This is a genomic window from Streptomyces sp. CY-1 (genome assembly GCF_047218265.1).
In the GTDB taxonomy this organism is placed as follows: domain Bacteria; phylum Actinomycetota; class Actinomycetes; order Streptomycetales; family Streptomycetaceae; genus Streptomyces; species Streptomyces niphimycinicus.
On the sequence record NZ_CP178393.1, the window covers coordinates 7,599,310 to 7,618,459 of the forward strand.

The window sequence follows — 19,150 nt, forward strand, 5'->3', positions numbered from 1 at the left end:
TCGGCAGGACCTCAGCAGACCACCGCAAGCGGTGGTCGGGCTGAGCTGCCTGCCGGGCCATCGGTTCGACCACCCGATCGAAGGGTTGAGAACTGGTGGACTGGGACACCGTCACCCTCCTCGTCCTCGCGGCCTTCGGCCTCGCCGGACTGATACTGACCCTGTCAGCAGAGCTCCTGTCCAAGATCCCGGCCGTCATCGAGGCATGGCGCCGGGTCCGCGCCACCTGGCGCGGCGGCCAGGATGGCTAGACGGCCGGGTCGGAATCGAGCGAGGCCATGGACCAGACACCCTCGATCAACCATTCCTGATGACGCCGGTGCGGATGGTGATCTACGGGCGAGTCAGACAGGCTCTCGCACGTGCGATGAGACGGTGCGCTTGGGCTCCGTAGGCGGCGGTCTCACTCAGCCGCTCCCAAACGCGCTTGTACAGGGCGACATCGTCTGCCGATTCGAGATGCAGCTCAGTGTTGATCGTCTCGACGATTACGCGCTCATCGTCGAAAATCCAGAAACCGTGCTTGGGCGTGAGCTTGAGAGGTGCACCGAGGGGGATGACGCCGAATGAGACGCTGCTCATCCCGATGAGGCCGACGAGTCGGTCAAGCTGTGCCGCCATCACGTCGTTGGGGCAGACCAGGGCGTGCAGTACGCCTTCCCAGATGAGGATCTCGAAGCGCTTGCCGGGCTCGTGGAGAACCTCCTGCCGCTTGACGCGCGCTCGAACCGCCTCTTCGGTGTCCCGCGGCGTCCGCATCAGCTCGGCGTTCTGAAGCAACAGGCATCGCGCGTATTCCGGAGTCTGGAACAAGCCCGGGACAACGGTCGCCTCATAGCCCTGAACGGTCGAAGTTCGACGGTACTCAACGATGTACTTCTCCTGTACGCCGCGATGGCCCGAAGCGAGCTGGCGCCGCCACGATCGCTGCTGTGATTCCAGCCCGCGTAGACGTGCCTTCAGGTCCTCCGCTTGGGGCCGAGCGCCAACCGCATCGGCCCACGCTTCGAGGTCTGTAGCGGTAGCGGTCTGCTTGCCGTTCTCCAGCCTTGAGACCTTCGAACGCTGCCAGCCGACTCGGGCCGCCAGCTCCTTGCCATTGAGACCGGCCTCGGTGCGCAGTTCACGCAGCCGCGCACCGAGGGCGATACGGCCGACCTGAAAGTCAGTGCTCACACAGACGACGGTACCTGTGCCTCGAACTCCCTGGTGGGTACGGCGTGGTGCCATGCGGCGTCACGGACCTGGCAAGCGCTGACCACTGATTCCGCGTCCTCCAGGACGTGTACGCCCAGGGTCGTTCCCTCGCTGTCGATGACGAACTTGACGACCGAGCGGGAATCGAACAGCCAGAAGTCATAGTCCGGCAGACCGATACGCTCCGCGTCCGACCGGTAGAGGTTCCGGATGTCCTCTCCGGCTTCAACGTTGCCGAGCCCGGACGCGAGAAGGAACCGTTGTCCTTCTGTGGGAGGTTGATCCACCAGGCGCACCCGCTCGAAGCGCTTGCCCCGCATCGTCTGTTCGCGGACATTGACGTGCCAGGGGCTGTCCGGGTTGTAGCCGAAGGTCTCCCCGCGCTGGAAGCGCCGCCAGTTGGGGCTGGCGAGGTCGGACGCGTAGCCCCGCTGTGTCTCCAGCCGCCAGGCGGTGTGCTCGAAGTCATCGAAGAAATGTGCGACGTCTTCGAAAGGAATGAGGTCGGGCACGTCTTCTACTCCTTGGGGGCGTAGCGAGTCAGCAACTCACGCGGGACGACGACGAATGCCTCGGACTCCTTGATGTCTCGGAGCTGGGCAAGGTGCTTGGGGTCGGTGAGCAGATCGCCCTGAACGACAAGATCGCCGGTTTCTTCGATCTCGTACAGCGTTGGACAGTTGCCGTGCTCGGACGTCGTGCCGAGGAACCTCAACGCCATGGAGTTCCCCTTCCTGTCGGGAGTCGACCGGGTCATCAGAATGTCGTGGACAACGTCATGGAACTATGCGATTGCGCGGGATTGCGACGGTCATTCACCCATGGGTGTTGCTCTGCGCTCCTTCGAGGCGCGGAAGCCGACTGTCCTGATGCCTGTCTGAACTTGCGGCACGAGACGGCGGGCTGACCCAGGACCAGGGCACAGCTTCTGGCCTCGCCCATCCCACCGTTCCACCCGCTCGCCCGAAAGCGTTGAGCAACTTCGAGCAATCGCGTTGAGCAGTGATGAGTGCGCTCCGTAGTGTCTCCGTCACCCACTCGCGCGGAGAAGTTTGGTAGCCATGCGAATCACCGCAGAGGCCATCGACGCCATGCGTTCCGAGCGTCACCGAGCGGCCGGGGAAGACGCGAGAGCCGTCGCCGAACTGCTCCGAGAGGCGCTGGGCCGTCTCGGCTTCACTCCGGACGTAGCCATGCCCCATGGCGAAAAGGACGACGCCCTGTTCTGGCCGGTCCTGCGGGGCGAGGTGACGGTTTCGGGGCATCCGATGGTCGCCCTCGGCCGTATTCCGCTCGACAGTGCCAACCGGCTCGCGGACATCCTCATGCGTGCCGCTCTGGAGGAGCACACCAAGAAGGCAACCACTCGGTGAGCCGTCTCTGAGACCCCCGTTCCCGCTGGACCGGAGCCCTGGCAGGTCGAGCCCAGCGCGGAACGGGTGCATGTGCACGACGGCGCGAGGAAGGCCCCCGCGCCGCGTGATGTAGGCGGGCGGCCCTCACCCCGCGTGGGGGCCGCTCTCACCGAGAGAGCGAGCACATGCACCATCACGGCTACTCCTGGCTGGGGTCCGCTCACGAATTACTCAGGGATGGCCCGCGGCGTCCCCTGCATCCGGAGTTCAGATCCAGCAAGGTCGTTCCCCTGGAATGCGCCCACTGGCTGCTCAAGCCGGCCACCTTCATCCAGGGGACGTGGAGTGATCCGCGGCAGGCAGCCGAATGGTTCGGTCGGCAAGTGCTGGCTTCCGTGGCTGCGTTCGCCTCGGAGCGCGACCGGGACACCACCCGGCTCGCCGACGTGATCGGCCGCATGACCGGGCGGGTGGCGAGCGGCGAGGACGTGGTCGGCGGCTGGTATCTCACCGGACAGAGATTTCTGTCCGTGTGCCTGATCGCGTGCAGTCCGCACCGTATGCGCCCGGAGATCCCCTGTCCTGTTGGTGCCACCACCTGAGCCCAGGTCTTCATGAGGCAGCCGGCGCCGCCCGGTCGGCCGCTCCGGCCGTGGTTGACCTTGTCGTAGCGGCAGGGTTTCTACTGGCGTCATGGGTATCGGAGAGGGCGGCGAGGCCGTCAAGGGTCTGCGGGTCGCGCGGGTGGCGGTGGGGGCGGTGCTGCCCGCCGAGGTGGCCGTCGCGGTGTGTGTGGTGGCGGGCGTACGGATACCCGGGGCGATTCTCGTGGGGGCCGAGGCGCTGGTGGCGACCGTGCTCGCGCTGGAGGCCGTCGTTCTGTGGCGGCTGTACGCGCTCCGGCGACGGGCCGGGGCCGGGCGGCGGGACGCCGTGCGAGGCGCGCTGCGTACTCTGGTACCGGTAGCCGCGCGTCGGCTCGTCGCGCATGAGGTCCGGGCCCTGCACAGCCTCGGGCTGTGGGTGCTGCGCCGCCGCCACCAGGTCCCCGAGGGGGCGCTGGCCGTCGCGTACACCGGGCCCCAGACGGCCATGATGTACGGGCTGCTCTTCGTCTCCGTCGTCGAAACGGTCGGGCTGGCGCTGGTGATCCCCTGGCCGGTCGTGCACGCGATCCTGCTCGTCGTCGATGTGTACGGGGTGGTGCTGGTCCTCGCCCTGCACGCGTCGTGCGTGGTCCGGCCGCATGTCGTGGGATCCGACGGCTCGCTGCGCATACGGTACGGCGCACTGTTCGACCTGCGGGTTCCGGCCGCCACCATCGCCGCCGCCCGGGTCGACCGGCGCTACCCCGACGGGCGGCTGCTGCGGGTGAGCGCGGACGGGGTGCTCGATCTCGCGGTGGGCAGCCAGACCACGGTGACGGTGGAGCTGACGGAACCGGTGGAGTTCGTACGACCGCTCGGCGGGCCGGGCCTCGCCCGTACGCTGCGGTTCCACGCGGACGACCCGCGGGAGGCGGTCGCCGCCCTCACCCGGGTCGGAACCTCCGCCGAGGGCCACGGCGGCGGTCGTTGAACGCGGGACGAACATTGCATGAGAGGCGGGCCACATCGGCCCCGTAAGCGTTTTTGGCGCGTACATTCGCCCCCCTGAAGCCATGGCATGCACGGGGGGACATCGTGAAGTGGCTGGAACAGTTGACGGCGCCCGAGAATCTGCTGGCGCTTCTCGGTGTGATCGTCACGCTCGGGGGGCTCTCGTACGAGCGGCTGATCCCGGGGCGGAAGCGTATCGGCTATCGCGTGCAGATGGACACGTTGATAGACGACAGCACCCAGGACGGGCCGGTTCATCAGCGGCTGCGGATGCTGGAGAACACCCCGGATCTGGCCGGGGCCTCACTCGTCCTGCTGCGGATCGAGAACGACGGATTCCGCAGCCTTGACGCCGACGACTACATCACCGCACCGGCGACGAACCACCGCGGGCTCACCGCGACCTTTCCCAATCGGATCGTGCGGGATGTGGCGGTCACCGAGCCCAGCCATCCGGATCTGCTGCGCCACCTTCCACAGCACGGGACCCCGGAGAACCCCGGGCTGGTCTGTGAGGGCAATGAGATCTCCCTGCCGCGGGTGCCGCTGAACAAGGGGGATCACTTCAAGCTGCTGGTGCTGCTGACGGGCGCGGGGACGGACAAGCCGCCGCATGTGGGCGGGCGGATCAAGGAAGGCAGGATCCGCAACAACGAGAAGTTCCGACGGCCCAGCAACCGGGTGCTCGGGCTGATCGGCAGTCTGCTGGCGCTGCTGATCCTCCAGCCGTTCGGCACGCAGTTGCTGCGGGACGATCCGCTGCCGCGCGGATGTGCCGAGGGGAATCTGACGATCGTCGGCTCGACCGCGTTCAAGCCGGTCACCCAGGATGTGGGTGAGGCGTATCAGAGCGACTGCCGTGGTGCCCAGGTCACCGTGGAGGCGCAGGGCAGTGGGCGCGGTACGAAGACGCTGATCGATGCCGGGGAGGCGGCGAAGGGCGGGTTCCCGGCGTATCTGGCCTTCTCCGATGGCCCGGACGGAGACGGCGACTCCAAGCTCAAGGAGCATCTGGTCGCGCTGTCCGTCTTCAGCGTGGTGGTGAACGAGGACGTCCGGGTAACCGATCTCTCCCTCGAGGATCTCCGCGGGCTCTACTCCGGCCGGATCACCAACTGGAATCAGTTGCCCGACGGGCCCGATCTGCCGGTGCGGCTGGTGAGCCGGGACGCGAAATCCGGAACGCGCGGCGTGTTCGAGAACCGGGTGCTGGGCGGCAATGAGATCTCCCGGACGTCCGACAACTGCCGGACCCCGAAATTCGCCAAGGACCATGTCATCCGCTGTGAACTCGACAGCACGGGTGAGGTGTTGAAGACAGTGGCGGGCACACCCGGCGCGATCGGATACGCCGAGCTGCATTCCGCCGAGGAGAGCGCCCGCACGGGAGCACTCCATCTGGTGGCCCTGGAGGGACGCAAGCCCTCCATCGACGCGGTGCGGGAGCGGACGTACTCCTTCTGGGAGCCGGAGTACGCCTACACCTACACCGCGCCGCCCCCGAACTCCCTGACCTCGAAGTTCCTCGACTATCTGGCGGGCGACACCGGGCGGAACCTCGTCGAGAAGCATGGCCATCTGCCCTGCTCCGCGGCGGAGAACCAGCGGGCCTGTCAGCTCGCGGCCGGCGGGCGGTAGGGGGTACTGCCTACATGGTGGCACCGGTCGGCCGGGCGGGCACTGAGCCGCCCGTCCGGCCGACCGGCGAGGCTTACTTCACGTTCACGCCGCCCCAGGCGTTGTCGACCGCCTTGTACTCGGCGCTGCTCGCGCCGTACAGCGCCTTCGCGGCCTTGAGGGTCGCGGTGCGGGCCTTGGCGTAGTTGGTGGTCGAGGTCATGTACGAGGACAGGGCCTTGTACCAGATCTTCTCGGCCTTGGCCCGGCCGATGCCCTTGACGGTGCGGCCGTCCTTGGTCGGGCTGTCGTAGGTCACCCCGCCGATGACCTTACGGCCGCTGCCCTCGGCCAGCAGGTAGAAGAAGTGGTTGGCGATACCGGAGGTGAAGTGCGGGTCGTCGTCGCCCACACCGCTCTTCCAGTAGTCGTAGGACAGACCGTCCTTGCTGGGCTTGTCCATATAGCGCAGCGGCGTGCCGTCGCCATTGATGTCGATCTTCTCGCCGATGAGGTAGTCACCGGGGTCCTTGGCGTTCTTGGCGTAGAACTCCACGGCGGTGCCGAAGATGTCGGAGGTGGCCTCGTTGAGCCCGCCGGACTCGCCGCTGTACTCCAGGTTGGCGGTGGCCGAGGTGAGCCCGTGGCTCATCTCGTGGCCCGCGACATCGAGCGAGGTCAGCGGCTTCTTGTTGCCCGCGCCGTCGCCGTAGGTCATGCAGAAGCAGTCGTCGTCCCAGAAGGCGTTCTCGTACGCGTCGCCGTAGTGGACGCGGGAGTACGCGGCCTTGCCGTTGCCCTTGATGCCATTACGGCCGAGGACCTTCTTGTAGTAGTCCCAGGTCATGGCGGCGCCGTAGTGGACGTCCACGGCGGCGGTCTGCGCGATGGTGGGCTTGCCGTTGCCCCAGACGTTGTCGGCGTCGTAGAACGCCGACCCCTTCTTGGTGTCTTCCCACGCGTGCTTGAGGTTGTACGTCATATGGCCGCCGCGCGCGGTGTCCTTCAGCAGCCACTGGCTGCCGCTCTTGACGCTGCCGACGGTGACCTTGCCGTTGTGCTGACCGGTGCCGGTGCCGTTCTCGACGGCCTGGAACTCGTAGAGCTTCTTGCCCGTGTCGGCGTCGGTGATGACGTGCAGCTTGCTGGGCGTCCCGTCCTTCTGGACCCCGGTGACGACCGTCTCGTAGGCGAGCGTCGGCTTGCCGGTGGCGGCCCAGATCACCTTGCGCGGGGCGGCCTTGGCGCCGGTCTCCTTGTCGCCCGCGGCCCGCGCGGCGCTCAGGGCGGACCGCTGGGCGCCGGAGGGGGCGACGGCGGCGCTGGTGTCGGCGACCTTGATGTCGGCGTCGGTCGCCTTGTCGACACCCTGGGAGGCGCCGCTCGCGGACTCATGGGCGATCAGATCGCCGCCGAGGACGGGCAGTCCGGCGTAGGTGCGCTCGTAGCGGGTGTGGGTGGTGCCGTCGGCGTCCTTGATGACGTCCTTGACGACCAGCTTCTCCTTGGCCCCGAGCCCCAGCGACTTCGCGGTGGAGGTCGCGGTCGCCCCCGCCTCGCGCAGCAGCTCGGCGCGGACCGAGGGGGAGAGCGAGACGGTGGAGGCCCCCGAGGGGGTGGCCGAGGGGGCGGCCGCGTTCGCGGAGCCGGCGGTGGCGCCGGCGGCGAGCAAGGTGGCGGCCAGGGTCGCCGCTCCGGCGGCGAGGGCGGTACGCGAACGTCTGAGACGTGATATGCCGGATATCGCTGACGGTGAACGTGAATCCACGCGTATCTCCAGTTGTGATGCGGAGTTGGGCGAAGGTTCCGCCCAACGCGACAAAGATGCCGCTTTGCCGTGGATAAAACATACCGGTGCCCGGGACCTCAGGCCCCGGGCACCGGCAGAGTGTCGTGCGTCCAACTGAACTTTTCTTACTTGACGTTGACTCCGGCCCAGGCGGCGTCCACGCCCTTGTACTCGGCGCTGTCGGCGCCGAAGAGGTCCGTGGCGGCCTTCAGCGTGGCCTCACGGGCGGCGTGGTAGTCGGTGTTGGAGGTCATGTACGTGGTCAGGGCCTTGTACCAGACCTTCTCGGCCTTGTCCCGCCCGATGCCCTCGACCTTGGAGCCGTCGGAGGTGGGGCTGTCGTACTTCACACCGTTGATCTCCTTCGCGCCGCTGCCCTCGGACAGCAGGTAGAAGAAGTGGTTGGCGACACCGGAGGAGTAGTGCACGTCCTGGTCGCCCACGCCGTCGGACCACGCGTCCGCGGACTGCCCGTCCTTGCTGGGCTTGTCCATGTAGCGCAGCGGGGTGCCGTCGCCGTTGATGTCGATCGCCTCGCCGATGAGGTAGTCACCGACGTCGGTGGTGTTCTTGGTGCTGAACTCCACGGCGGTGCCGAAGATGTCGGAGGTGGCCTCGTTGAGGCCGCCCGACTCGCCGCTGTACTCCAGGCCCGCGGTCTTGGAGGTGACGCCGTGGCTCATCTCGTGGCCCGCCACGTCGAGCGCGGTCAGCGGGGCCTTGTTGCCCTGGCCGTCGCCGTAGGTCATGCAGAAGCAGCTATCGTCCCAGAAGGCGTTGACGTAGCTGTCGCCGTAGTGCACGCGGGAGTAGGCGCCCTTGCCGTCGCCGGCGATGCCGTCGCGGCCGTGCACGTTCTTGTAGTAGTCCCAGGTGGCGGCGGCGCCGTAGTGGGCGTCGACGGCGGCGGTCTGGGGGTCGTCCGGCTTGCCGGTGCCCCAGTTGTCGTCGTCGTCGGTGAACGCCTTGCCCTCGCCCTCCTCGCCGTTCTCCAGGTTGGTGGTCTTGTGGCCGCCGCGGTCGGCGTCGGTCAGGGTGAAACCGTTGCCTTCCTTGCTGGTGCCGAGCTCGACCGAGCCGCTGTACTCGCTCGCGCCCTTGCCGGTCTCGATGCCCTGGTACTCGTAGAGCTTCTTGCCGGTGGCGGCGTCGGTGATGACGTGAAGCTGGTTCGGGGTGCCGTCCTTCTGCACCCCGCCGACGACGGTCTCGTAGGCCAGCACCGGCTTGCCGGTGGCGGCCCAGATCACCTTGCGCGGAGCCTGGTCGGCCGCCGCCTTGGTGGTGTCGTCGGCCTTGGCCAGCTTGACGGCGGCCTTGGCCGCGGTGGTCGGGGCGATCCCGGCCGTGGTGGAGGCGACCTTGACGGTGGCCTTGGTGGCCTTGGTGACGCTCTTGACGTCACCGCCCTTGGCCTGGTGGACGATCAGGTCGCCGCCCAGGACGGGCAGACCGTCGTAGGTGCGGTCGTAGCGGGTGTGGGTGGTGCCGTCGGCGTCCTTGATGACGTCCTTGACGACCAGCTTCTCCTTGGCGCCGAGGCCGAGCGACGAGGCGGTGTCCGCCTTGGTCGCGTTGGCCTCGCGGAGCAGCTCGGCGCGGGCCGAGGCGGTGAGCGCCGTGGGCTGGCCGCCGGACTTGGCCGGGGCGGCACCCGCGGTGCCGGCGGTCATTCCCGAGGCGAGCAGGGCCGCCGCGGCGACCACGGTGCCGGCCGCTATCGCCGAACGCCGCTTGCCGGCACCGGACATGGGCATGCTGAAGGTCTTGCGCACGCGATCTCCTCGTTGCTGTGGGGGGGTCAGCGCCGGGCTGCGGGGAAGTGCGGCCCGGTGCTGAACAAGAGGTACTGATGCGTAATGCGTTGGGCAGACTGTCACACAAGTCCGGGACATGTCACGGGTTTCACGACAGGTCGAAGGGAAAATGTTCGTTGAATGCTGATCAACCTTCGGATTCCGGACAGCTCGGCGTAAGCGTCGGCGGCTGGGGAAACGACGCGTCGGGGCAGGTCAGGGCAGGTCGGGGCATGAAGAGGCGCCGCCAGGGGGAGTCGGGTCGACCCCTGGCGGCGCCTGTCCTGAGTGAGCCTCACGGCTCGGTCAGAAGGTCAGCTTCCAACTGTTGATGTAGCCGGTGTCCTGTGCGTACATGTCCTGGACCCGCAGCTTCCAGGTGCCGACCGCGGTCTCGGAGGAGGCGTTCACGGTGTACGTGGTCCGCACATCGTCCGCCGAGTCGAAGAGGCTGGCGCTCTTGAGCGGGTAGGCCGTACCGTCCGGGGCGATCAGGTCGATCACCAGGTCGCCGCGGTAGCTGTGCACGATGTCCACGCCCACCTGGAGGTTGGACGGCGCGTTTCCGGCCCGGCTCACCGATATCGGCGAGGTGACCGGCTCACCCGCGTCCGGGATGGCGATGTCCGCGGTGTTCTCGAAGACATTGCCGCCACTGGTGTTCACGGTCCAGGTGAAGGACGCCGTGCCGGTCTTGCCGGCCGAGTCGGTCACCGTGACCGTCACCTGGCTGGATCCGACGGTGGTCGGGGTCCCGGAGATCAGGCCGGTCGAGGAGTTGATCGACAGGCCCGCGGGCAGCCCATCGGCCGCGTAGCCGAGCGCGCCCGGGTTGGAGCTGGTCGCGGCGATCTGGAGGCTGGTGGCCTGGTTGACGATGCTGGTCTGGGCGCCGGGCGGGGTGACGGTGACCCCGTCGGCGATCCGGGTGCCGACGTTGACCCCGGCCCAGGCATTGGCCACCGCGTTGTACTGCGCGCTGCCCTGGCCGAAGAGCTCGCCCGCCGCCCACAGCGTGGCGTCACGGGCGCCCGCGTAGTTGGTGTTGGAGGTCATCCGCTGGCTCAGCGCCTTGAACCAGATCTTCTCCGCGTTGTCCCGTCCGATGCCCGTGACCGGGAGGTTGTCGTAGGTCGGGCTGTCATAGCTGACGCCGTTGATGACCTTGGTGCCGCTGCCCTCGGAGAGCAGGTAGAAGAAGTGGTTGGCGATGCCGGACGAGTAGTGGACGTCCACATTCCCGACCCCGGAGTACCAACTGTCCTTGGAGGCCCCGTCCTTGCTGGGCTTGTCCATGTAGCGCAGCGGGGTGCCGTTGCCGTTGATGTCGATCTTCTCGCCGACGAGGTAGTCGCCGGGGTCGCTCGCGTTGTTCGCGTAGAACTCGACGGCGGCGGCGAAGATGTCGGAGGTGCCTTCGTTGAGCCCGCCGGACTCACCGCTGTAGGTGAGGTTGGCGGTGGCCGCGGTGACCCCGTGGCTCATCTCGTGGGCGGCGACATCGAGGGAGGTCAGCGGCTTGGTGTTGCCCGAGCCGTCGCCGTAGGTCATGCAGAAGCAGGCGTCCTGCCAGAAGGCGTTGACATAGCCGCTGCTGTAGTGGACCCGGGAGTACGCGCCCACGCCGTCGCCCCTGATGCCGGTGCGGCCGTGGACGTTCTTGTAGTAGTCCCAGGTCTCGGCGGCGCCGTAGTGCGCGTCCACACCGGCGGTCGCGGCGTCGGAGGTGTTGCCGCTGCCCCAGACGTCGTCGGTGTCGGTGAAGAGGGTGCCGGTGCCCGAGGTGCCGCGGTTCAGGTTGTACGTCTTGTGGTTGCCGCGGCCGGAGTCGGTGAGGTTGTACGAGCCCGCGCTGCCCGAGGTGCCGAGGGTCACCTGGCCGCTGTACTGGCTGTTCCCGGTGCCCTTCTTGACACCCTGGAACTCGAACAGCTTGGCGCCGGTGGCCGCGTCGGTGATGACATGCAGCTCGTTCGGGGCGCCGTCCTCCTGGAGGCCGCCGACGACCGTCTCAAAGGCGAGGGTCGGGGTGCCCTTCGCGGCCCAGATCACCTTGCGGGGCGCCCGCTCGGCCTCGGTCTTCCGCGAACCCTGCGCGTTCGCCGCCTTCACGGCGGCCTTCTCGGCGCTGGCGGGCGCGACGGCGGGGGTGGTGGTCGGCACCGTCAGCCGGGCCTTGGTCGACTTGGCGACGGTCAACTGCGCACCGCTCTTCGCCCGGTCGACGACCAGATCGCCGCCGAGGACGGGAAGCCCGGCGTAGGTGCGCTCGTAACGGGTGTGGGTGGTGCCGTCGGCGTCCTTGATGACGTCCTTGACGACCAGCTTCTCCTTGGCGCCGAGCCCGAGGCCCTTGGCGGCCTCGCCCTTGGCGGCGTCGGCCTTCCGGATCAGCCCGGCGCGCTGGGCGGGGGAGAGCTTGGCGGGGAGGGCGCCGGGGTCGGGGGCGCCGGAAATCGTGCGGGCGGCGGGGCGGTTCGCGGCGCCGCCCTGGCGGGCGGCGGCGGTGCCGCTCTGGAAGCCGACGCCGATCATCGCCGCCGCGACGACCAGCGCACCGGTCGCGACGGCTCGTTGACCTGGGGTGCGACCGGATCCGCGGGTGCTGGGTCTGAGGTGCCGTTGGGGGAGGGATCTCACGCTGACTCCTTCTGCGCTGGCCGCACGGTGGCACGGCCGGGACGACCGGGCGGCTGGGTCGCCGTCCGGGCAGGGCAGGGCAGAGCGGGCTACCGTTCCTGGCGTTACCGGGTGCGCCCTGTCGCAGACGAACGACGGGGCGCGGCCGCGGTGCGACCGGGGGCGTGGGGGGTTGGCCTTCGGCGCTGTGCGCTGTGGGAATGCAGCGCCCCCGGCCGAGGGAAGAGTGGCATCACTGGACTTGACCTGTCAGGATCGCGACAAGAACTTGTCCGGAAAGCGTCCGTTGACAGCTATGCCGTGTTCGCATGACGGTGATTTACGGTCAAATTCGGCAATGCCCGATGTCGGTGCCGTTCCATAGCATCACCCCCATGTCCGACCCCGCTCCGTCATGCCCGACAAGCTCGTCGGCCTCTCGGGGCACGAGCCGCGCGCCGGCCAACCGCCGTCCGGCTGGGCTCAGTTGGAACTGCTCCACCATCTGACCCATGGCGAACGGCGCCGACTGCGCCGGGGACGGGAGTCGGCCGACGGCTCGGTCGGTGCGTGAGGCGCGCCCGGCCCCGCCCGGTCAGGGCAGGCGCACGGCGGAGTCGAAGCGCGACTCCTCCCGCAGCAGCGCGCTCAGATCGGCGCCGGGCCGCAGCTCCGCCGGGTCCTCGCCCCTGCGGAAGAGGATCGCCCCGGCGTCGATGCCGCCCAGTGTCAGCCGATCCGCGTCCCGGCGCAGCCAGGTGCCCTCGCGCAGCCCGACCACGGGGACGTCGTTCTCCTCCAGGAACTGCTCGAGCCGCAGGGCCCGGCTCTCGCCCATATGGGCGGTGTCCGGATCGGCGTCGAGGTAGTGCGGGTTGATCTGGAACGGCAGCAGCCCCAGCGCCTCGAAGGTGGGCGGCTGGACGATGGGCATGTCATTGGAGGTGCGCAGGGTCGGGCAGGCCATGTTGGTGCCCGCGCTGGAGCCCATGTAGACCGCGCCCGCGGCCACCCGTTCCCGTATCGCCCGGACCAGATCGCGCTCGTGCAACGCCTTGAGCAGCCGGAAGCTGTTGCCACCGCCGACGAACACCGCCCGCGCCCCGCGCACCAGCTCGGCCGGGTCGTCGGCGGTGTGCGCGCCGGTGACCTCCACACCCAGCGGCTCCAGGGCCGTGGCCACCTTGGCGGTGTAGCCGTCGTGGTCGGCCAGCGCGTACGGCACGAAGACGAGCCGGCGCGCGCCGTCCAGCGCCGAGGCGATCTCCTCGAGTGCGTGGTCCAGGTAGCCACGGCCGGGCGCGGCGGAGTTCGACAGCAGCAGCAACTGCATGAGGGGGCCTTTCTGGCGGAACGGCGGAACGGGCGGAACGGGCGGAACGGGCGGAACGACGGGACGGAGGGCTGAGGTGGCGAGGGGATTTGGGGGGAGATGTCGGGAGCGGTGGTATGTCGTGCCACTCAGCGCCGCGGGGCGCGCCGCGGCCGGGTCGGCGTCAGCAGCCTGCCCAGATCGGCGGCGCCCTGGAGCAGCGGTGAGATGAGCTGCTCCCGGCGGGGGCGCAGCACCTCGGGGGCGGCGGCCAGAGTCAGGGTGCCCACCGGACGTCTGCCCACCAGAACCGGCGCCGCGAGCGCCGCGCTGTCCGGATCGTACTCGCCCTCGGAGTAGGCGTAGCCGTCGCGCCGCACCTCGGAGAAGCGCTCCTCGAGCCGCACCGGATCGGTCGGTGTGTGCTCGCTGAAGCGCGCCATCGGGCGGCCGTACAGCAGCACGGCCCGGTCACCGGGCGGGAGCATACCGAAGTAGGCGCGGGAGGTGGCGCCGGCGTGCGCCGGGTACAGCTCGCCCGCCAGCACGTAGTAGCGCAGCGGGCCGGTGGCCCCGTCCACCGCCGCCACGCAGCGCATATGCACTCCGTCCGGGACCGCGAACAGCGTGTTCACCCCGACCGCCTCGGCCAGCGCCTCCAGGATCGGCCGGGCCAGGCTGGCCATGCCGCCGCCCCGCTCCCACACCCAGGACAGATGCCACACCGCCGGGCCCAGCCGATAGCGGCGTGAGCGCTTGTCGGACACCAGGAAGCCCCGGTAGGCCAGCGCGGCCAGCAGCCGCTGGGCCACCGACTTGTCCAGCCCGAACTCCTCGGCGATCTCGGTGACGCCCCACTCGGGGCGCTCGCGGTCGAAGGCGAGCAGCACGTTCAGCACGCGGTCCGCGGTCTGGAGGGGCGGGGCGCCGGTTACGGGCTTCTGTTCAGGCATGACGAAAGAGTAAACATTCTCGGATATCGAGAAAACATTGCGCACAGCGCGACACCGGGCGGACCCTGGCGGAGCCGACGGCCGGGAGGATCCCCGGCCAGGCCGGTGCCCGGTGGCAGTGCCCGCCCCGCGTGCCGCTTCCCCCGCTCGTCCGGTCGGGCCATCGGCGTCACCGATCGCCTCACCGAGGCATGACCGATCGCCTGACCGACGCCATCGCCGACGGCCTTACCGATCGCATCTGCCGATCACATCGCCGATCGCATCGTCGACGGCGTCCCTGACCGCATCACCGACCACATTCCCCGCCGCATCACCAACCGCATCTCCCACCACATCACCAACCGCATCACCCCGCCGTGAGAGGCCAGCCGTGCTCAAACACGTCCTTGACATCATCGAACTCCTCGACCGTCCGCAGACCAGCGGCGCCCTCCTCGCCGACCATCTGCGCGCGGTCCAGGCCGCGGCCGGAGCCGACCCGCAGACGGCGCCCGAGGTCGAGGTGCGCACCGTCGAGGGCGACAAGGGCAGCACGGACTTCGTCTCCGTCACCGTCCCCGGCCGCCGCGGCAAGCTGGGCGGCGGCGACGCCCCGACCCTGGGCATCCTCGGCCGGCTCGGCGGAGTCGGGGCCCGCCCGGAGCGGATCGGGCTGGTCTCGGACGCCGACGGGGCGGTGGCGGCGCTGTCCGCCGCGGCCAAGCTGCTGGACATGCACGCCCGCGGCGACGTCCTGGACGGCGATGTCACGCTCTCCACCCACGTCTCCGGCTGGGCCCCCACCCAGCCGCACGACCCCGTGCCCTTCATGGACTCCCCGGTGGACACCCTGGTGTGCAACCGCGAGGAGATCTCGCCCGCGATGGACGCGGTCGTCTCCATCGACACCACCAAGGGCAACCGGCTGCTCAACCACCGCGGCGTCGCCCTGTCGCCGACCGTCTGCCAGGGCTGGATCCTGCGGGTCAGCGAGGATCTGGTGGCCGTCCTGGAGAGCGTGACCGGCGAGTCGGCGCGCATCCTGCCGATCACCACGCAGGACATCACCCCGTACGGCAACGGAGTGCACCACCTCAACTCCATCCTCCAGCCCGCCGTCGCCACCACCGCCCCGGTCGTCGGCCTCGCGATCACGGCGGGCTCGGCGGTGGCCGGATGCGCCACCGGCGCCAGCCATGAGACCGACATCGCGGTCGCGGCCCGGTTCGCGGTCGAGACCGCGAAGGAGTTCGGACGCGGCATCGCCCGCTTCCTGGACCCCGAGGAGTTCGCGCGCCTGGTCGAGCTGTACGGACCCATGACCCACCTCCAGGCCCTCACCCCGGCGGGGTGACCGACCCGTCCCCAGCGGACGGGTGACCGACCCGTCCCCATCGGACCCCGCAGGAGTCCCCATGAACCCGAACCCCCAGGCCGGCGTCGACGTCGCGGCCGCGGACGCCCCACCGCGGTCGCACCCCAGAGCCTTCGAGCCGGTCACCCTCGTCCTCACCATCGTGCTGTCGGTGCTCGGCGCCCTGATCGGCGTCGTGCTGATCACCTCGCTCGGGGTGTCGCCCAACACGGCCGTGATCGGCGCGCTGGTGGCGATGCTCATCGGCCGGATCCCGGTCGGCGTGCTGACCCGGATGCGCTCCAAGCACCGGCAGAACCTGGTGCAGTCGGCGATCTCCGGCTCCACCTTCGCCGCGGCCAACTCGCTGCTCACCCCGATCGCGGTGCCGTTCGCCCTGGGGCGCAACGACCTGGTGTGGCCCATGCTCGGCGGGGCCGTCATCGGCCTGGCCGTCGACAGTTGGGTGCTGTACCGGGTGTTCGACTCCAAGCTGCTGCCCGCCACCGGCTCCTGGCCGGCCGGGATCGCGGCGGCCGAGACGATCAAGGCCGGGGACACCGGCGGGCGCAAGGCCGCGATCCTGGGCGCGGGTGCGGTGATCGGCTTCGTCGGCGCGCTGTTCAAGCTGCCGACCAGCGCCGCGGGTGTGGGCTTCCTGGGCAACATCTGGGCGCTCGCCATGTTCGGCGTCGGGCTGACCGTGGGGCAGTACGCCCCCGAGTTCGGCTTCGACCTGGGCGCGCGCCATGTGCCGCACGGGCTGATGATCGGTGCGGGGCTCGTCGCCCTGACCCAGGCGCTGCTGCTGATGCGGACGAAGAAGGGCGGGGCGAAGGGGGCCGCTGACAGTCCGGCTCTGGAGGGTCCGGCCGCCGACGGTCCGGATGCCGACGGCGGTCTTACGGTCCGGGCCCCCCAGTTGCGCAGGGGACTGCTGGAGGGCATGGGCCTCTTCGTCTGCGGCGCGATCGTGGTCGCCATCGCGGGCGGTGTGGTCGGCAAGCTCTCCCTGCCGGCCCTGGTCGGGTGGGTGCTGCTGGCCGGTGTCGCCGCCATCGTCCACCAGCTCATCGTGGGGCTGGCGGCGATGCACTCCGGCTGGTTCCCGGCCTTCGCCGTCACCCTGATCTTCTTGATCATTGGTCTGGTGCTGCACATCCCGACCGTGCCCCTCGCCCTGATGGTCGGCTACACGGCCTCCACCGGCCCCGCCTTCGCCGACCTCGGCTACGACTTCAAGGCGGGCTGGCTGCTCCGCCGGGACGCCGCGCCCTGGCGGCCCTTCGAGATCGAGGGGCGGCGCCAGCAGTACCTCGCCCAGCTCGTCGGGTTCGGTGTCGCGCTGGTCGTCGTCGCCGTCGCCTGGAAGACGTTCTTCCAGGACGGCAAGGTGCCGCCGGTCGCCGAGGTCTACGTCACCACCATCAAGACCGGCCTCGAACCCGGCACCATGACCACCATGCTGCTGTGGGCGATCCCCGGCGCGCTCGTCCAGCTTCTCGGCGGACCCTCCCGGCAGATGGGCGTCCTGCTGGCCACCGGACTTCTGGTGGCCACGCCCCAGGCCGGATGGATGGTCCTCGGCGCCCTGGTCGTCCGTCAGCTCTACACCCTGTGGCGGCGGCGCGGGATCACCGACGCGGCGGCGCGCAAGGAGTCCGACGAGCAGGCCGAGAACGACCTGTCGCTGGTCGGCGCGGGACTCGTCGCCGGAAGCTCCCTCAACGACGTGGGCCAGCTCACCAAGGCCCTGTGAGGAAGGTTCGGTGAGAAAGGACGTGCACGCTGTGGACGACATGGACACCACGGGGACCGTGCCCCCCGAACACCCGGCGGGCGCCCCGGCTCCGGCCCCGGCCCTCGGCCTCGTCACCATCGGCCAGGCCCCGCGCGCCGACCTCCGCCCGGACGCCGAACCGCTGCTGCCCGGGGTGCGCCTGGTCGAGCACGGCGCGCTCGACGCCGAACGGTTCGACGGCGACGCCGAGGCCGCGACCCGTCGGCTGCTGGCCCCCGAGGACGGCGAGGCACCGCTGGTCTCCCGGCTGCGCGACGGCCGTTCGGTACTGCTCGGGCACGGGGCGATCGTCCCGCGCATCACGGACGCGGTCGCCCGCGCGGAGCGGGACGGCGCCGCCGCGACCCTGCTGCTGTGCACCGGCCGCTTCCCGGCGGTGCGGGCCCGGCGGCCCCTGCTGTTCGCCGAGCCGCTGGTGCAGCAGGCCGTCGCCGCGACCGTGGGCACCGACCCCGTGGGCATCGTCTGCCCGCACCCCGACCAGGCCGAGGACGTCTCCCAGCGCTGGGCGGAGCTGCTGCCCGGCCGGGTCCAGGCCGCGACGGCCGATCCGTACGGCCCCGCCGAGCGCGTCCTGGACGACGTCGCCGCCGCCGCGCGCACCCTCGTGGACCGCGGCAGCTCCTGGCTCGTCCTGGACTGCATCGGCTACACGGAACAGATGCGCACCGCCGCGCTGCGGGCCGCGGCCCGCCCCGTGCTGCTGGCCCGCGCCATCGCCGTCCGGATGGCGGCAGAGGTGGTGGCGGCCTCGGCGTGAGGGTGGGCGGCGCCGCCCCGCACCTGCCCACACGCTGCCGCCCCCCGGTAACGCCTCCGGGCACCCGCGGCCCGTGAGGCTGCCGCGTACCCAGCCGCCCCGTAAGGCTGCCGCGTACCCGCCTGCCCCGTACCGCGTCCGCCCGCACCCTGCCGCCCCGCCGCGTAAGGCTGCGGCGAACCCGCCCGCCCCGTTCGCCGCCGCGCGTCCGCCCGCACCCTCCGCCCGCCCCGTAGCGCCCCATCCAACGGAGGTCCACCGTGTCCGTGCCCCCGTCCGTGTCCCTGTCCGAGCCCGTGTCCTCGTCCGACGCCCCCGCCCGGCCCATCGGGGTGATCCGCGTCCTCACCAGCGAGGACCCCGCCGCCGTCGCCACCCACGGCAAGGCCATCCAGGAGCGCTACGGCCTGCCGACCGTCTCGCGGTGCATCCCCGGCCAGCCCCACGGCATCCATGACGACGACTCCGAGGCCCGCGCCGAACCCAAGATCGTGGACCTTGCCCGGGAGCTGGCCGACGCCGGGGCGCGGACGCTGATCATCAGTTGTGCCGCCGATCCGGCGCTCCGGAAGACCCGCCGGGCCGTCGGCATCCCGGTCATCGGTGCGGGCTCGGCGGCCGCCGCCGTCGCGCTGGGCCTCGGCAGCCGGATCGGGGTGCTGGGCATCCGGGACGAGGCACCGCCCGCCGTGCGCGCCGTGCTCGGCGACCACTTCGCCGCCTCCGCCCGCCCCGACGGCGTCCACCGCACCACCGACCTGCTCGCCCCGGAGGGGCCCGAGGCGGTGCTGGAGGCCGCGGCCGGGCTCGTCGCGTCGGGTGCGGACACCCTGCTGCTCGCCTGCACCGGCCTCAACACCATTGGAATCCGCCCCCTGCTGGCGGAGCGGCTGGGCGTCCCGGTCGTGGACCCGGTGCTCGCCGCCGGACTCCTGGCCTCGTACGCGTACGGCGGCTGAACAGCCGTAAGGGCTCCGCGCACCGACCGAGCGGCCGTATGGCATCCGTGCGCCAACT

The 19,150-nt window shown here is 70.1% G+C and carries 18 protein-coding genes; 10 read left to right on the forward strand and 8 right to left on the reverse strand.

Features of this window, described 5'->3' with window-relative positions; all coding sequences use genetic code 11:
- The first annotated feature begins 95 nt into the window (after nucleotides 1-95).
- Nucleotides 96-251, forward strand: coding sequence for a hypothetical protein (locus ACK1X7_RS32765; protein WP_014055013.1), 156 nt, complete (start codon nucleotides 96-98; stop codon nucleotides 249-251).
- An 82-nt stretch (nucleotides 252-333) separates the two neighbouring features.
- On the opposite strand, the gene ACK1X7_RS32770 is transcribed toward ACK1X7_RS32765, so the two are convergent.
- The 3 genes from ACK1X7_RS32770 to ACK1X7_RS32780 are packed head-to-tail and all read right to left on the reverse strand — an operon-like array spanning nucleotide 334 to nucleotide 1,918.
- Nucleotides 334-1,176, reverse strand: a complete 843-nt coding sequence (locus ACK1X7_RS32770; protein WP_385141320.1) for a helix-turn-helix domain-containing protein — start codon at nucleotides 1,174-1,176, stop codon at nucleotides 334-336.
- A complete protein-coding gene (locus ACK1X7_RS32775; protein WP_413116034.1) occupies nucleotides 1,173-1,709 on the reverse strand; it encodes a DUF6879 family protein in 537 nt (178 codons plus the stop codon). The genes ACK1X7_RS32770 and ACK1X7_RS32775 overlap by 4 nt, the downstream gene beginning before the upstream one ends.
- 5 nt (nucleotides 1,710-1,714) lie before the next feature.
- Entirely contained in the window at nucleotides 1,715-1,918 is a 204-nt protein-coding gene (locus ACK1X7_RS32780) for a hypothetical protein (protein WP_382949294.1), read from the reverse strand.
- 340 nt (nucleotides 1,919-2,258) lie between these two features.
- Here ACK1X7_RS32780 and ACK1X7_RS32785 point away from each other — a divergent pair, with 340 nt between their 5' ends.
- The 4 genes from ACK1X7_RS32785 (at nucleotide 2,259) to ACK1X7_RS32800 (ending at nucleotide 5,788) form a co-directional block, all read left to right on the forward strand.
- Entirely contained in the window at nucleotides 2,259-2,570 is a 312-nt protein-coding gene (locus tag ACK1X7_RS32785) for a hypothetical protein (RefSeq protein ID WP_385141314.1), read from the forward strand.
- Nucleotides 2,571-2,737: 167 nt separating this feature from the next.
- On the forward strand, nucleotides 2,738-3,154 hold the full coding sequence (locus ACK1X7_RS32790; RefSeq protein WP_390791953.1) for a hypothetical protein: 417 nt from the start codon (nucleotides 2,738-2,740) through the stop codon (nucleotides 3,152-3,154).
- A 91-nt stretch (nucleotides 3,155-3,245) separates the two neighbouring features.
- Nucleotides 3,246-4,130, forward strand: a complete 885-nt coding sequence (locus tag ACK1X7_RS32795) for a hypothetical protein (RefSeq protein ID WP_398158364.1) — start codon at nucleotides 3,246-3,248, stop codon at nucleotides 4,128-4,130.
- Nucleotides 4,131-4,234: 104 nt separating this feature from the next.
- Nucleotides 4,235-5,788, forward strand: coding sequence for a phosphate ABC transporter substrate-binding protein (locus ACK1X7_RS32800; RefSeq protein WP_385141306.1), 1,554 nt, complete (start codon nucleotides 4,235-4,237; stop codon nucleotides 5,786-5,788).
- Nucleotides 5,789-5,861: 73 nt separating this feature from the next.
- On the opposite strand, the gene ACK1X7_RS32805 is transcribed toward ACK1X7_RS32800, so the two are convergent.
- From ACK1X7_RS32805 to ACK1X7_RS32815, 3 genes are all read right to left on the reverse strand, one after another.
- Nucleotides 5,862-7,535, reverse strand: a complete 1,674-nt coding sequence (locus ACK1X7_RS32805; protein WP_385141304.1) for a M4 family metallopeptidase — start codon at nucleotides 7,533-7,535, stop codon at nucleotides 5,862-5,864.
- Between the two features lie 146 nt (nucleotides 7,536-7,681).
- The gene (locus ACK1X7_RS32810; protein WP_390792198.1) at nucleotides 7,682-9,313 is read right to left on the reverse strand and encodes a M4 family metallopeptidase; all 1,632 of its coding nucleotides are present in this window, start codon (nucleotides 9,311-9,313) and stop codon (nucleotides 7,682-7,684) included.
- A 345-nt stretch (nucleotides 9,314-9,658) separates the two neighbouring features.
- Nucleotides 9,659-11,887: a M4 family metallopeptidase gene (locus ACK1X7_RS32815; RefSeq protein ID WP_385140486.1), complete on the reverse strand. Its 2,229-nt coding sequence runs from the start codon at nucleotides 11,885-11,887 to the stop codon at nucleotides 9,659-9,661.
- A gap of 499 nt (nucleotides 11,888-12,386) precedes the next feature.
- On the opposite strand from ACK1X7_RS32815, the gene ACK1X7_RS32820 reads away from it, so the two are divergent.
- Nucleotides 12,387-12,545, forward strand: coding sequence for a hypothetical protein (locus ACK1X7_RS32820; protein WP_413116035.1), 159 nt, complete (start codon nucleotides 12,387-12,389; stop codon nucleotides 12,543-12,545).
- A gap of 21 nt (nucleotides 12,546-12,566) precedes the next feature.
- Here ACK1X7_RS32820 and pepE read toward each other — a convergent pair whose 3' ends face one another.
- Complete coding sequence (pepE, locus tag ACK1X7_RS32825) at nucleotides 12,567-13,304, reverse strand: dipeptidase PepE (RefSeq protein WP_413116036.1); 738 nt, start codon at nucleotides 13,302-13,304, stop codon at nucleotides 12,567-12,569.
- Nucleotides 13,305-13,432: 128 nt separating this feature from the next.
- Entirely contained in the window at nucleotides 13,433-14,236 is an 804-nt protein-coding gene (locus ACK1X7_RS32830; RefSeq protein ID WP_361507332.1) for an IclR family transcriptional regulator, read from the reverse strand.
- A 373-nt stretch (nucleotides 14,237-14,609) separates the two neighbouring features.
- Here ACK1X7_RS32830 and ACK1X7_RS32835 point away from each other — a divergent pair, with 373 nt between their 5' ends.
- The 4 genes from ACK1X7_RS32835 to ACK1X7_RS32850 all read left to right on the forward strand — a co-directional run bounded on the left by ACK1X7_RS32835 (nucleotide 14,610) and on the right by ACK1X7_RS32850 (nucleotide 19,092).
- The gene (locus tag ACK1X7_RS32835) at nucleotides 14,610-15,572 is read left to right on the forward strand and encodes a DUF1177 domain-containing protein (protein WP_385140478.1); all 963 of its coding nucleotides are present in this window, start codon (nucleotides 14,610-14,612) and stop codon (nucleotides 15,570-15,572) included.
- Nucleotides 15,573-15,633: 61 nt separating this feature from the next.
- Nucleotides 15,634-17,331 carry an OPT family oligopeptide transporter gene (locus ACK1X7_RS32840; protein ID WP_385140476.1) on the forward strand — a complete coding sequence of 566 codons (1,698 nt, stop codon included), beginning with the start codon at nucleotides 15,634-15,636 and terminating at the stop codon, nucleotides 17,329-17,331.
- A 10-nt stretch (nucleotides 17,332-17,341) separates the two neighbouring features.
- Nucleotides 17,342-18,133, forward strand: a complete 792-nt coding sequence (locus ACK1X7_RS32845; RefSeq protein WP_390791950.1) for an AroM family protein — start codon at nucleotides 17,342-17,344, stop codon at nucleotides 18,131-18,133.
- 260 nt (nucleotides 18,134-18,393) lie between these two features.
- Complete coding sequence (locus tag ACK1X7_RS32850) at nucleotides 18,394-19,092, forward strand: aspartate/glutamate racemase family protein (protein WP_385140471.1); 699 nt, start codon at nucleotides 18,394-18,396, stop codon at nucleotides 19,090-19,092.
- Nucleotides 19,093-19,150: the final 58 nt, after the last annotated feature.